The organism is Ferrimonas balearica (assembly GCF_019802055.1).
GTDB classification, from domain to species: domain Bacteria; phylum Pseudomonadota; class Gammaproteobacteria; order Enterobacterales; family Shewanellaceae; genus Ferrimonas; species Ferrimonas balearica_A.
Map to the genome: position 1 here is coordinate 1,052,646 of NZ_JAHVHW010000007.1, position 14,092 is coordinate 1,066,737.

The window sequence follows — 14,092 nt, forward strand, 5'->3', positions numbered from 1 at the left end:
AACAGCTGGGCGGACTGGCGAATCGCTAGCCAGTAACGGATTCTTTTCTTGGAGGCGCATGGTATAGTGAGCGCTGCGATTTACGCAATAAGCAACAGAATGAATTGCCTAAAAAGATGATGATTTGTGCCATTTACAAGAGCAGTCGAAAGGCCGATACCTATTTGTACCTGCCCAAGCGGGACGACTTCTCCAAAGTGCCTCAGCCGTTGATGGAGGTGTTTGGCACTCCGCAGTTCGTGATGATCCTGCCCATGGTAAAGATCAAACAGTTGGCCAACGCCGACCTGTCAAAAGTCACCCAGGAACTGAGCGACAAGGGCTATTACCTGCAACTGCCTCCTCCGACGGAAGATCTGCTCAAAGCACATCGTCGTACCCTGGGGTTACAAGACTGATAACAAGGAGGTCCCTGTCTATGTGGAAACGGGCAATTGTCGCAGCACTGATCGGTTTCAGCGCCAGCACTATGGCGGTGGATGCTGATGGATTTCGGGATTACGTCAGCCAACTGAAGCAGGAAGCGGCGGATAAAGGCTATCAACAGGCCACCATCGATGAGGCATTTTCCGACCTTAAGCTGTTTAAGCGGGCGATCTCAGCGGACCGCAACCAGCCGGAATTCAAAAAGACCCTGGATACCTATCTGCCTCAGGCGGTGCCGCAGTGGAAGGTGGATCAGGCGCGCAAACTCTATAAAGAGCACAAGGAACTGCTTGAAGAGATTGGTAAAGCCTATGGCGTCCAGCCCCGTTTTATCGTGGCGCTGTGGGGCATTGAGACCAACTTCGGTGGCTACACCGGTAACTACCCGGTATTAAGCACCACGGCCTCTCTGGCCTATGAAGGCCGGCGCGAGGCGTTTTTCAAAGAGCAGTTCTTTGCGGCCATGACCATCCTGGATGAGGGCCACATCAGTGCAGACGCCATGCGTGGCTCCTGGGCTGGCGCCATGGGCCAGACTCAGTTTATGCCCACCTCGTTTCTCAGTTACGCCCAGGATTATGATGGCGACGGTCGCAAAGACATCTGGGGCTCTCTGCCAGACGTATTTGCCTCTGCGGCAAACTACCTGAAGAATGTTGGCTGGGAGTATGACCAGACCTGGGCTCGTCAGGTGAAACTGACGGCGCCGGTGGCCGAGGAGAACCAGGGTCTTAAGGTGAAGAAGACTCTGGAGGAGTGGCAGGCTCTGGGCGTCCGTCGTTTTGATGGGACCGATCTTCCGGCCCGTGGGATCGAAGCGTCACTGGTATTCCCGGATGACGCACACGGTCGCGTTTACCTCGCTTACGCCAACTATGACGCCCTGATGCGTTGGAACCGCAGCCACTACTTTGCGGTGGCCGTGGGTTACCTCTCGGATCGCATTAAGTTCCCTCCCATCGAGTGAGCGTTTTTGCTATCATGCGCGCCCCCGGAGTCCCGGGGGCGCCGTTGTTTTAGGGGAGTGGCCATGTCTGAGCAAACGCCGTTTTGGCAGAAACCGTTGACTGAAATGACCGATCAGGAGTGGGAATCCCTCTGTGACGGTTGCGGTAAGTGCTGCCTGAACAAGCTGATTGATGACGACACCGATGACGTGTACTTCACCAATGTGGCCTGCCAGCTGTTGAATCACAAAAGCTGCCGCTGCAACAAGTACGAGACCCGCTTCGACTACGTGCCGGACTGCTACAAGATCACCCCGGAAAACGTCGGTGAACTGGATTGGCTGCCGCCCAGCTGTGCCTATAAGCGCCTGAATGAGGGCCGTGGACTGCCGAGCTGGCACCCATTGCTGACCGGCAGTGCGTCCGCTATGCATGCTGCGGGGATGTCGATCCGCAATAAGGTGCTGGATGAGCGCGATGTGGGCACCGAAAGCCACATCCTGCTGGGCTGCATTGTGCATTGGCCAGCCAACGAGATTGATTGAAAAGAGGCGCCCAGAGAGGCGCCTTTTTTGTGACTGTCTGCCGTTGAGCAGAGTGTATCTAGGTATTGCCTCCGTAGGGTGATATGTGACACCGTCATGGAGTATTCCAGGGAGGGCAATGCCATGGTTCGAACCAAAACCTATGAACATGATGAGGCGGGAAACTGCATTCTGACCGTCAGTGCGGCCAGCCAGAATGGTGGAATGGCACAAGTGGTGGGTGGACATCTGTTTCGCCGTTACCTGGAGGGTGATCGCTCCTTTATCATCCGTTTGCCCGGCAACATCGGCCAGACCACCATGGAGGTGATTAGTGGCGCGCTGTTGGGGCTGAACGCCAATATCCGACTGGAAGGGGATGGGGCAGTGCGGGTCGAGGAGTACCTGCGCGAGGAGCATGGACATCAGCTTTAACCGGGAGATGAGGTGATAGCTGGCCTGATTCAGACCGTGTACTGGCTTAATGGATTACGATGCGCCGCCAATCCCTTGCGCAGGTGAACACGATGAAGAGAACGTTAAAACACGATATTCTGCTGATACCGTTGCTCTTCTTTATCGCTGTGCTTCTGCCAGTGTTCGCGTGGCATGGTGTGGGATCTCTGGACAGCGACATTGGTGAATGGTTTCAAAGAAGCGGGTCGCTGGTGGTGCTGTGCGCCGCAGTGCTGGAATACCTGCTGTTTAAAATCACGCTTTCTGCAACGCCGGCCAGTGGTGAGCGCACTGGGCGCCGGCCTCACTACCGGGTGTCATCCACCTACCTCAAGTACATTCAGGCGCTGAAGTACGTGACCGCAATAGTTGCCATTATCGGCACGGTGATTTGGGGCTATGGTGATCTGATGTATCAGCACGCGCGTTAACGTCCACGGGCAATTCCCTGAGCGGGAAGCCAAAAGAAACGGCGCCTGTTGGCGCCGTTTTCTATTCCAACAACGCTTATCGACGCTGGGTTATCACCGCCAATAACACCAGTGCCGCGGCCGCCAGATAGAGCGCAAAAGACACCAGCGTCCATTGCGCCATGGTGATGCCCAGCCACTCCCAGGCTTTGTCGGTGCAGTCGCCGGTAGGCTCAAACAGGGCCGGCATCCAGTGGTGCAGCGGTGCCCAGTTGGGGAAGTCCGGGATAAAGTCACAACTGGCGCCGAACAGACCAAAGCCCTCGGGCGGGGTGGACTGTTTGTCGATCAGTTGCCAGGCGATCTTCGCGCCCCAACCCGCGCCAACCAGCCAGCCTGCCCAGCCAACCAGACGGAACAGCACGTTATTGGGTGCCACTGCAGCAACCAGGGCGCCCAGAGCAATGGCGCAAACCGCGACACGGATGTAGATGCACATCACGCAGGGGCCCAGATCCATCGCGTACTGGAACGCCAGTGCGGCGATCATCAGGCCAAATGCGGTGAGGGAGAGCAGCGCCCAAGCGAATCGTTGACGGGGAAGTTGGGCGAGGGTTTTCAACATATCCATTCCTTAGAAATCAAAAACGGCGCCATCAGGCGCCGTTTTCAGTGAAGGGGGGTATCAGTGGCCGGAAACCGCTGCGCCCGCTTCAGCAGAGTGATGCGTGATCCACTGCAGGTTATACATCGCCTCGGTGGCATCAGACAAGACACCGAACTGAATCATAGCCAGTCCCACCAGAGTCAGGACGATGGTGTAAGGCAGAGCCAGAACCACCATACGGCCATAAGAGAGGCGGATAAGCGGAGCCAGGGCCGAGGTCAGCAGGAACAGGAACGCCGCCTGACCGTTCGGAGTGGCTACGGAAGGCAGGTTGGTACCGGTGTTGATCGCCACAGCCAGCATATCGAACTGGTCACGGGTGATCTGGCCCTGCAGCAGCGCGGCTTTCACTTCGTTGATGTAGACGGTACCTACGAACACGTTGTCGGACACCATGGAGAGGGCGCCATTGGCCAGGTAGAACATCACCGATTGGGTGTTGCCCTCAAACTGCAGTACCCAGTGAATTACGGGGTAGAACAGTTTCTGGTCGATGATCACGCCAACAACGGCAAAGAATACGGCCAGCAGCGCGGTAAAGGGCAGGGCCTCTTCAAACGCCTTGCCCAGGCTGTGCTCATCAATAACGCCGTTGAATGCGGTGCAGAGAATGATTACAGACAAACCAATCAGACCAACCGCCGCCAGGTGCAGAGCCAGACCGACGATCAGCCAGAGACCAACCAGTGCCTGAATGATCAGTTGCATCTTCTCTTTGTTGGTGCGGTTTTCATCTTCGTAATTGGCGTAGTCCACCAGGATCTGGCGAACCGCTTCCGGCAGGGGCTCGCCGTAGCCAAAGATTTTGAACTTCTCGACGAAGAAACAGGTGGCCAGACCGGCAACCAGAACCGGCAGACTCACCGGGGCCATACGCAGGAAGAACTCACCGAAGTCCCAACCGGCCTGAGCCGCGATGATCAGGTTCTGCGGTTCACCCACCATGGTGCACACACCACCCAGAGCGGTACCCACACCGGCGTGCATCATCAGATTGCGCAGGAAGGCGCGGAAGCCCTCAAGGTCATCCTTGGACAGCTCAATACTGGCATCGTCACTGTGGTCGTGGCTTTGCTGGAAGTTCTTGCCGGACGCCACTTTGTGGTAGATGGAGTAGAAGCCGATGGCAACGCTGATAACCACCGCGATAACGGTCAGTGCATCCAGGAAGGCCGACAGGAAAGCGGCGGCCAGACAGAATGCCATGGAAACCACGACCTTGGAGCGGATGCGGGTGATCAGCTTGGTAAAGATGAACAGCAGCAGCTGTTTCATAAAGTAGATGCCGGCGACCATGAAGATCAGCAGCAGAATCACTTCCAGGTTGGCTTCGATCTCATGAAGCACCTGGTTGGGCGAGGTCATGCCGATGGCGACCGCCTCAATGGCCAACAGACCACCAGGTTGAAGTGGGTAGCACTTTAGCGCCATTGCCAGGGTAAAGATGAACTCGACCACCAGCAGCCAGCCGGCGACAAAGGGGTCGATCATAAATACCACGGGGTTAATCAATAAAAAGGCGAGAATGGCCGTTTTGTACCATTTCGGGGCGCTGCCCAGAAAATTCTGGAAAAATGCCTGTTGTAATGAGACCGCCATGACTTCCTCAGGGGCTTAATAAAAGACTCACGAAGAGTCGATGTTATGATTTTAAGGGCGGATTTTAATGCGAATGAAGTCACAAAGTCACTGCTTGCGCACATTTAGTCAGCAAACAGGGGTACTGTGTGACGCTATTGTGTTCAATGTTGATGGCTTTGTAGCCGCGATACCATAAGGTTTGACGAGGGGCTGGCTTCCTATTTCACCCCCCTCTGGTATGATCACCCGACAACTAGAAGCGATAACATGACTAACAGGCTGCTGCATCAATGATTATTAAAGCTCAGAGCCCGGCCGGCTTTGCCGAAGAGTACATTGTAAAGTCCATCTGGAACAATAAGTTCCCGCCAGGCTCCATCCTGCCTGCGGAGCGTGAACTTTCCGAGTTGATCGGGGTGACTCGTACCACCCTGCGTGAAGTATTGCAGCGTCTTGCCCGTGATGGCTGGCTCAGCATTCAGCACGGTAAGCCGACTCGGGTCAACAACTTCTGGGAAACCTCCGGCCTGAACATCCTGGAAACCATCGCCCGACTCGATCAGGACGGCGTTCCGGAGTTGATGGACCAACTGTTGGCTGCCCGCACCAACATCAGCAGCATCTACCTGCGCTCTGCAGTGCGTCACTGCCCTGATAAGGTGCTGGAACTGGTTAAAGAAGCGGCAGAGTTGCCGGAAGATGGCGCCGCGTTCGCGGACTTCGACTACCGCTTTAACCACACCGTGGCGTTTGAGTCCGGTAACCCCATCTACTCTCTGATCCTTAACGGCTTTAAGGGCCTGTACAGCCGGGTGGGGCGTTACTACTTCACCAGTGAAGAGGGTCGCGAACTGGCCCGTGCCTATTATCGCGAACTGGGAGAAGTGGCCGCGAATCGTGACTTCGAAGCGGTGATGCCGCTGGTACGTCGTTACGGTATGGGTTCCGGCAAGATCTGGCAGAAGATCCGTAGCGATATGCCCAAGGACATCGCCGAAACCAAGATCTGATCACTCCCGACTCTTCTCCGGGCAGCGTGCGATCAACTCCACGCTGCCGTTTTCCTGCTCCTGTTCCAGCAGGACGTCAAAGCCCCAAAGCCGGTGCAGGTGCCTCATCACTTCGTCGGTGCTGTCTCCCAGTGGGATCCGATTCTGCGGTGTATAACGTAGGATAAGACTGCGGTCACCACGGACCTTCACGTTCCAGATCTGAATGTTGGGCTCCAGGTTGCTCAGGTTGTACTGGCGAGCCAACGAAGTCCGCAACTCCTTGTAACCCTGCTCATCATGGATGGCGGAGACCTCCAGATAGTTCTTCCGGTCATCATCGCGCACCCCAAACATCTTGAACTGACGCATCAGTTTGGGTGACAGGTACTGGGCGATAAAGCTCTCATCCTTGAAGTTCGCCATGGCGAAATGGACGGCGTCTAGCCAATCGGTGCCTGCCAGGTCCGGGAACCACTCCCGGTCTTCCGGCTCTGGGTTCTCGCAGATGCGGCGAATGTCCTGGAACATGGCAAAGCCCAGAGCGTAGGGATTGATGCCACTGTAGTAGGGACTGTTGTATGGGGGCTGAGCAACCACATTGGTGTGGCTGTGCAGGAACTCCATCATAAACCGGTCGGACAGTTTACCTTCGTCATACAGGTGGTTAAGGATGGTGTAGTGCCAGAAGGTGGCCCACCCCTCGTTCATTACCTGGGTCTGCTTTTGCGGATAGAAGTACTGGGCGATCTTACGGACGATACGCACCACTTCCCTCTGCCAGGACTCGAGCAGAGGGGCATTCTTCTCGATGAAGTAGAGCAGGTTTTCCTGCGGGTCGGGTGGGAATCGGATCTCATCCTCTTCTTGAGCCTCCTGTTTTCGCTGGGGCAGGGTACGCCAAAGGTCGTTGACCTGGGTCTGCAGGTACTCCTCCCGCTCTTTCTGACGCTGTTTCTCCTCCCGCAGGGAGATCTCTGCGGGCCGCTTGTAGCGATCAACACCGTAGTTCATCAGGGCGTGGCAGGAGTCCAGCAACTCCTCCACTGCATCGATGCCGTGTATCTGCTCGCAGTCGGCGATGTATTTTTTGGCAAACAGCAGGTAATCGATGATGGAGTCGGCATCGGTCCAGGTTCGGAACAGGTAGTTGCCTTTAAAGAAGCTGTTGTGACCGAAGCTGGCATGAGCCATCACCAGCGCTTGCATGGTGATGGTGTTCTCCTCCATCAGGTACGCAATACAGGGGTTGGAGTTGATTACGATCTCGTAGGCCAGCCCCATCTGGCCGCGCTTATAGTGCTGCTCGGTTTCAATGAACTTCTTACCAAATGACCAGTGTGAATAGCCGATGGGCATGCCCACGCTGGCGTAGGCATCCATCATCTGCTCGGCGGTGATCACCTCAATCTGATTGGGGTAGCTATCGAGACGGTAGTGCTCCGCCACCCGCGCGATCTCACCCTGGTACTTCTCCAGCAGTTCGAAGGTCCAGTCCGGACCGTCCGGCAGTGTCTTTCGCTCCGTCATGATCAACCCCCCTGAAAAGGTTACGCGGCCTGCTTTTTGAACAGCTCGCGGAATACCGGGTAGATGTCCTCCACCGAGCGGATGTGCTGAAGCGCAAAGTGCGGATTGGACTTGGCCAGCGCCTCATACTCCCGCCATAACGTCTGGTGGGCCCGGTTGGTGATTTCGATGTAGGTGTAGTAACGGCATACCGGCAGGATCTTGTTCTCCATGATCTCCCGGCACTGCGGTGAGTCGTCCGCCCAGTTATCACCGTCCGATGCCTGGGCGACGTAGATGTTCCATTCGTTAGAGGGGTAGCGCTCCGCCTGTATCTCATGCATCAGCTTGAGGGCGCTGGAAACGATGGTTCCCCCGGTTTCCTGGCTGTAGAAAAATTCGTGCTCGTCCACCTCTTTGGCCTGGGTATGGTGTCGGATAAACACCACATCCAGAGCCTTGTAGGTCCGGGTGAGGAACAGGTAAAGCAGGATGTAGAAGCGTTTGGCCATGTCCTTGGTGGCCTGATCCATCGAGCCTGACACGTCCATCAGACAGAACATCACCGCCTTGGAAGTGGGCACCGGGCGTTGGTTGAACGCGTTGTAGCGCAGGTCAAAGGTGTCGATAAAGGGCACCGCTTCAATGCGCTGCTTAAGCCCAGCAATCTCCTCTTCAAGCTCATGGATCTGCTCGGTACTGGAACCCGGGGTATTGAGGAGTTGCGCCAGCGCTGCCTCCAGCTCTGCGAGACGCTTCTTTTTCCCCGCCGTCAGCGCCGTTCGCCGCGCCAGAGACTGGCGCAGTGAACGGACGATGTGGATATTGGCGGGCACACCGTCAGTGGTCACCCCGGCGCGGTAGGTTTTGAACTCCACCAGCTTGTCCAGGCTGTTTCGCTGCAGGTTGGGCAGGGCGAGGTCGTCAAACAGCAGGTCCAGGTATTCATCCTTGGAGATGGTGAAAACAAAGTCGTCTTCACCCTCGCCACTGTTGGATGCCTGACCTTTTCCGGCTCCCCCGGCGCCTCCACCCGGAGGGCGCTCAATGCGGTCACCCCGGATAAACTGGTCATTTCCCGGATGCACCCGCTCCCGATCACCGCCAGCACCCTGATGGAATACCGGTTCGGTGATGTTCTTGGCCGGGATGCTTATCTGCTCGCCACTTTCAACGTCCGTAACGCTGCGGTTGGTGACCGCATCGGAAACGGCTTTTTTGATCTGCTGCTTGTAGCGACGCAGAAAACGCTGCCGGTTGACCGTGCTCTTGCCCTTGGCGTTCAGGCGTCGATCGATGAAGTGGGCCATAGGACACCTCCCATCAGCTCGACTTCCGAACGCGGAGGTACCATTCAGACAGCAGCCGCACTTGTTTGCGGGTGTAGCCCTTCTCCATCATGCGGTCGACAAAGTCGTCATGTTTCTTCTGCTCATCCGCAGAGGTTTTGGTGTTGAAGGAGATCACCGGCAGCAGGTCTTCGGTGTTGGAGAACATCTTCTTCTCAATCACCGAGCGCAGTTTTTCGTAGCTGGTCCAGTTCGGGTTCTTGCCATTGTTATTGGCCCGCGCCCGGAGTACGAAATTGACGATCTCATTGCGGAAATCTTTCGGGTTACTGATGCCCGCAGGCTTCTCAATCTTCTCCAGCTCCGCGTTCAGCGCTGCGCGATCGAACAGTTGTCCGGTTTCCGGGTCCCGATACTCCTGATCCTGAATCCAGAAATCCGCATAGGTGACATAACGGTCAAAGATGTTCTGGCCGTATTCACTGTAGGACTCCAAGTATGCGGTCTGGATCTCTTTACCGATGAATTCGACGTATTTGGGGATCAGATAACCCTTCAGGTGCTCCAGGTACTTGTCGGCCAGTTCCTGTGGGAACTGCTCACGCTCGATCTGCTTCTCCAGTACGTAGAACAGGTGCACCGGGTTGGCTGCTACTTCGGCATGGTCGAAGTTGAATACCCGGGAGAGGATCTTAAAGGCGAAGCGGGTAGACAGTCCGCTCATACCCTCATCGACACCGGCAAAGTCGCGGTACTCCTGATGGGACTTGGCCTTGGGATCGGTGTCCTTGAGCGTTTCCCCGTCGTACACCCGCATCTTGGAGTAGATGGAGGAGTTCTCCGGGTCCTTCAGTCGGGACAGCACACTGAACTGACTGAGGATGGACAGGGTGCCCGGGGCACACTGGGCGTCCAGCAGCTCGGAGTTGGCGAGCAGTTTCTCGTAAATCCGCTTCTCTTCGGACACCCGCAGGCAGTAAGGCACCTTAACGATGTATACCCGGTCGAGAAACGCTTCATTGTTCTTGTTGTTGCGGAAGCTCTGCCACTCAGACTCATTGGAGTGGGCCAGGATGATGCCGCCGAAGGGCAGGGCGGACAGCCCCTCTGTGCCGTTGTAGTTGCCCTCCTGGGTGGCGGTCAGCAAGGGGTGCAGCACCTTGATGGGCGCCTTGAACATCTCGACAAACTCCATGATCCCCTGGTTGGCTTTACAGAGTGCGCCGGAATAGGCGTACGCGTCGGCGTCGTCCTGGGCAAAATGCTCCAACTGACGAATGTCGACTTTACCCACCAGAGAGGAGATGTCCTGGTTGTTTTCATCGCCTGGTTCGGTCTTGGCGACGGCGATCTGGTCCAGTACGGAGGGGTAGACCTTGGCCACACGGAACTGAGTGATGTCTCCACCAAACTCGTGCAGCCGCTTTGCGGCCCAGGGTGAGGTAACGTTGCGGAGATAGCGTTTGGGTACCCCATACTCTTTCTCAAGGATCTCGCCGTCCTCTTCCATATCGAACAGACTGAGAGGATGGTCATTCACCGGACTGCGCACACCGTTGGCAGTGAGCACATAGATCGGAATGCGGGTCATCAGCTTCTTGAGCTTTTCCGCCAGGGACGATTTGCCGCCCCCCACAGGCCCGAGCAGGTAGAGGATCTGTTTGGATTCTTCCAGGCCTTGAGCGGCGTGCTTCAGGTACGCGACGATCTGCTCAATCGCCTCTTCCATGCCATAAAACTCGGCAAAGGCGGGATAGCGGGAGATCACGCGATTGGAAAAGATGCGGGAAAGCCTGGGTTCCAGTGCGGTATCGACCATCTCTGGTTCACCAATGGCCAACAGCAAGCGCTCGGCGGCGCTGGCATAGGCGGCGCGATCGGTTTTGCACAGCTCCAGAAACTCCTGGATGCTGTACTCCTCGTCGCGAGTTTGTTCATAGCGATGTTGATAGTGCTCAAAGATGCTCATGTGTCACCCCCCAAAGTCGCCAAGGCCTTAAACCACGGCTGCGTTGAATTTGCGCTACCTCCTCGTAAGCGTAGACCGATTATCCCTAACCTGTTCACTACGAAAGCAAAACCGGGCAGATCTTCTTCGGATATCTTCAGCTTAGCTGAGTAAGACTGCTGCCGGCTGCCTCCCTAGTAGACCCTCTTGTACGGGGGGATATTGCAACCAGATTGCTCTGTTGGGGTTTTGTTTTGAGAAAAGGGATGCCTCGGGAGGCCAACTGATGAAACGCGTAGGACGACTTTGCCCGTTCACATAATGCTGGGCAGGGCATTCTGGCCGTTCGTTACATTCCGGGGGCGACGGCACCTCTCAGCAGCTGGCGCTTGGCGTCAGCGGGTAACGCTGCTTGAGCACCCTTATCGATCCTCTCTCTGGTGCTCATGCCGACCCTTCTGATGGCTATGATAAATCGGGTTGGTGACGTTAAAAAGCCAAACGGTTTTAGTGGCTTAACCTCGATTTGGCAACTCTTCATGCTAATTCTTAACTAATCCCATTTTTGGCAATATTTGGGAGCCCAAAACCTGTCCCAAATCACCCAAATTGGAGCGGATGGATCAGAAGTGAAACCAGAATGGATCCAGGGATTATCCTGGCTGTTACATTGTGGCTTCATGTCTGTGCGTTTCGTTGTGGCTAACTCACAGTTGTTATTTTGTGTCACTTTGCAATTGAGTTGGTCACAGAGCCTCGCTGGCGCAGTCAATAGCATCTCCCTTGCCCGACATTGGGCCCAATCAAATCTGATTGAAGGGAAATGATGATGACGAACCAAAACTACAAATTGGCCATGCTGGCGACGGTGGTTGCTGCAGCCCTATCGGGATGTTCCGATGGGAAAGATGGTGCGCCTGGGGCACCTGGAGAATCTGCTCCTATCCTGGCGGGCAGTGCCACCGAATTGAATGTGGAAGTTGAACAGATTGCGCTGGGGCAGGATTCCACCCTGACTTTCAGAGTGACCAACGAAGAGGATCTGGCTGTCGCTGGTCTGGATAAATTTGGCTTTATTCTTTCAGGGTTAGAGCCGGGCCAGGAGGGTGACGCCAACAGCTGGAAACTGCTCTCCTCTGAGACCTGTCCCGCGTCCAGATACTCTCAGTGCGGCGAACTGGTCGACAACAAGGACGGTACCTACCGCTACCGGTTTGAGAAAGACCTCTCTGCCGCGGACGCCTTTGAGTTAACCGACAGCAAGACGCTGCGCCTGGTGGTTCGCACCGGGGGGGAATCCGTAGGCGCTTCAGAAGTCCCTTATGCCAACGCGATCCACGATTTCCGTCTGGATGGTGCCGAGATTGAGTACAGCAAAAATGTGGTTACCGCTGAGAACTGCACAAGCTGCCACGATGATTTGGCGTTCCATGGTGGAAAATACACCGAAGTGGAAACCTGCGTGGCGTGCCATGCGGATAACAAAGTCAGTGAAGACGCCGTCTTCCCGATTCTGGCTCATGAGGTTCATATCGGCGTAATTTCAGCGCCGGTTGGTGGCTGTGACAACTGCCACAGCGATACCGGACTGGCACAAGATTTTGCGAACTGGAAAACGGTACCGACGGCAGAGACCTGCTCGGTTTGCCACCAGGATGTGAACTTTGAATCGGGTGAGAACCACATCGGGGGGGCCCGCGAAGACAACAGCACCTGTGCCATGTGCCACAGCGAGTCTGATATTGAGATGAAGCACCTCTCCACCTACCAGGGCCAGACCTCGCGTCGTGAAAATCTGCACCTGACTGTGGTGGATGCCAGGATGGTGGATGCGCCACAAGCCCAGGAGAACATCGACTCTGGCCGTGACACCGACAAAACCGGTTACGTACAGCTCACCGTGGATATCCTCGATAAAGATGGTCAGTCCCTGAATCTGCAATTGGATAAGGCGGACTTCTTCTACTACTCCGAGTTCTACATCAACTGGGGTGGTCAGGATATGGGCATGCAACGGGGCAAGATTCTGCGCGTGTTCACCAACAAAGAGGAGACGCTGGACTCCGATTACGTGGCCAAGCCGGTACTGCTGAGCTTTGCAGATGGCCAATCGACCTACGAGATCGGCCCCTTTGATCTGGAAGACACCTTTGAGGGTGACCTGAATGATTCCTACGGCATGGTGACCCCTCGTATCTGGTTCTGTATGGACGCTAAGGGCGAGAAGATTGAATCCTGCTCTGAAACCTCCAGTGTTTGGGGACAAGGTGCCGCAGGCTACAACTGGCTGCACTTCTTTGATAAGCAGGGCATGCTGGACGAGCGCCCACGTCGTCAGGTGGTGACCAATGAGAAGTGTGGTTCCTGCCACGGCATGACCGAGCGTGAGAGCGACGGCATGGCGCAGATGACGCTCAACTGCCGCTCCTGTCACCCGGTCACCAAGACCGACTTCTTCGGAACGACTTGCGCTTCCGGTTCGGTAGACAGTGATGGTGATGGTCAGTTGGACGAGCAGGTCATGCTCAAGAGCATCGCCCCGCGCGGTGAGCGGGACTGGACCACGGCCTCTAATGCGGCAGAAGAGTGTGTGGCTTGCCACAACGCCAACAACCCGCCGACCCAGGTGATTCGGGACTCCCACACCAAACAGGGTGATGCGGATTATATTGAACAGCTGACCATGAGCCACCCTGACCACAAGGTATGGATCCACGCCATGCACGCCAACAACCGGGCTAACCAGGGTGGCGAAGGCTGGGTGCGTAATGTGGAGTACTCTGCTGATCTGGCGAACTGCGTTAAGTGCCACGAAGGGGACAGTTTCGACGCCAAGTATCTGGTGGGTCGTAAACCTCTGGCACTGGACCTGGATTACATGGACACCTATGACGGCCTTGATCCTGCAAACCCTCAAGACGTCAGTGGTAACAAGCGTTTTGCCATCGATGCCGAAGCGGATGCGTATGTCTCACCAACCGCCGCCGTGTGTTTGAGCTGCCATGGTAAGCGGGCGCCGGAGGCCGGTGAAGACCGTCGCCAGGTGCGCGCCGACGTTGTGGCTCACATGAAGCAGAATGGCGCTCAGTTCGGTGTGACTGAAGGCGAGTACACGGGTGAAGAGTCATGCTCAGTCTGTCACGACCTGAGCAACCTTAAACAGGTTCATGGACTGAAATAAGCCGAGTAAAAAGGAGCGCGTTCAGCGCTCCATTCCCTGCATGAATGTAAACCTCGGACTCATATTCCGAGGTTTTTTTCCATGTATCAGTGATTCGAGAACTGGGTCATGCAAAACATGGTTCGCTGCAAGTATGATTCATTTTCTTTACCCCTTTGTTGTGAA

The 14,092-nt window shown here is 55.7% G+C and carries 12 protein-coding genes; 7 read left to right on the forward strand and 5 right to left on the reverse strand.

What is annotated here, in order from left to right:
* The first annotated feature begins 119 nt into the window (after positions 1 to 119).
* The 5 genes from KUV52_RS12400 (at position 120) to KUV52_RS12420 (ending at position 2,784) form a co-directional block, all read left to right on the forward strand.
* Positions 120 to 398 (forward strand): YcgL domain-containing protein, encoded by a 279-nt coding sequence (locus tag KUV52_RS12400; RefSeq protein WP_222526841.1) that lies wholly within the window; start codon positions 120 to 122, stop codon positions 396 to 398.
* A 20-nt stretch (positions 399 to 418) separates the two neighbouring features.
* Positions 419 to 1,393 (forward strand): lytic transglycosylase domain-containing protein, encoded by a 975-nt coding sequence (locus KUV52_RS12405; protein ID WP_222526249.1) that lies wholly within the window; start codon positions 419 to 421, stop codon positions 1,391 to 1,393.
* Between the two features lie 63 nt (positions 1,394 to 1,456).
* Entirely contained in the window at positions 1,457 to 1,918 is a 462-nt protein-coding gene (locus tag KUV52_RS12410; RefSeq protein WP_222526250.1) for a YcgN family cysteine cluster protein, read from the forward strand.
* Positions 1,919 to 2,041: 123 nt separating this feature from the next.
* Complete coding sequence (locus KUV52_RS12415; RefSeq protein ID WP_222526251.1) at positions 2,042 to 2,332, forward strand: hypothetical protein; 291 nt, start codon at positions 2,042 to 2,044, stop codon at positions 2,330 to 2,332.
* Between the two features lie 59 nt (positions 2,333 to 2,391).
* The gene (locus tag KUV52_RS12420) at positions 2,392 to 2,784 is read left to right on the forward strand and encodes a hypothetical protein (RefSeq protein WP_222526252.1); all 393 of its coding nucleotides are present in this window, start codon (positions 2,392 to 2,394) and stop codon (positions 2,782 to 2,784) included.
* A 76-nt stretch (positions 2,785 to 2,860) separates the two neighbouring features.
* Here the strand turns inward: KUV52_RS12420 and dsbB are convergent, their stop codons facing one another.
* Entirely contained in the window at positions 2,861 to 3,388 is a 528-nt protein-coding gene (gene dsbB, locus KUV52_RS12425; protein ID WP_222526253.1) for a disulfide bond formation protein DsbB, read from the reverse strand.
* 60 nt (positions 3,389 to 3,448) lie between these two features.
* A complete protein-coding gene (gene nhaB / locus KUV52_RS12430) occupies positions 3,449 to 5,029 on the reverse strand; it encodes a sodium/proton antiporter NhaB (protein WP_222526254.1) in 1,581 nt (526 codons plus the stop codon).
* A gap of 272 nt (positions 5,030 to 5,301) precedes the next feature.
* Between nhaB and fadR the strand changes: the two genes are divergently transcribed.
* A complete protein-coding gene (fadR, locus tag KUV52_RS12435) occupies positions 5,302 to 6,021 on the forward strand; it encodes a fatty acid metabolism transcriptional regulator FadR (RefSeq protein ID WP_222526255.1) in 720 nt (239 codons plus the stop codon).
* On the opposite strand, the gene KUV52_RS12440 is transcribed toward fadR, so the two are convergent.
* From KUV52_RS12440 to KUV52_RS12450, 3 genes are read right to left on the reverse strand one after another with little or no spacing between them, the layout of a single operon-like run.
* Positions 6,022 to 7,530: a SpoVR family protein gene (locus KUV52_RS12440; protein WP_222526256.1), complete on the reverse strand. Its 1,509-nt coding sequence runs from the start codon at positions 7,528 to 7,530 to the stop codon at positions 6,022 to 6,024.
* Between the two features lie 20 nt (positions 7,531 to 7,550).
* Positions 7,551 to 8,819 (reverse strand): YeaH/YhbH family protein, encoded by a 1,269-nt coding sequence (locus KUV52_RS12445; RefSeq protein ID WP_222526257.1) that lies wholly within the window; start codon positions 8,817 to 8,819, stop codon positions 7,551 to 7,553.
* Between the two features lie 13 nt (positions 8,820 to 8,832).
* Positions 8,833 to 10,767: a PrkA family serine protein kinase gene (locus KUV52_RS12450; protein ID WP_222526258.1), complete on the reverse strand. Its 1,935-nt coding sequence runs from the start codon at positions 10,765 to 10,767 to the stop codon at positions 8,833 to 8,835.
* Between the two features lie 808 nt (positions 10,768 to 11,575).
* On the opposite strand from KUV52_RS12450, the gene KUV52_RS12455 reads away from it, so the two are divergent.
* Positions 11,576 to 13,927 carry a multiheme c-type cytochrome gene (locus KUV52_RS12455; RefSeq protein ID WP_222526259.1) on the forward strand — a complete coding sequence of 784 codons (2,352 nt, stop codon included), beginning with the start codon at positions 11,576 to 11,578 and terminating at the stop codon, positions 13,925 to 13,927.
* Positions 13,928 to 14,092: the final 165 nt, after the last annotated feature.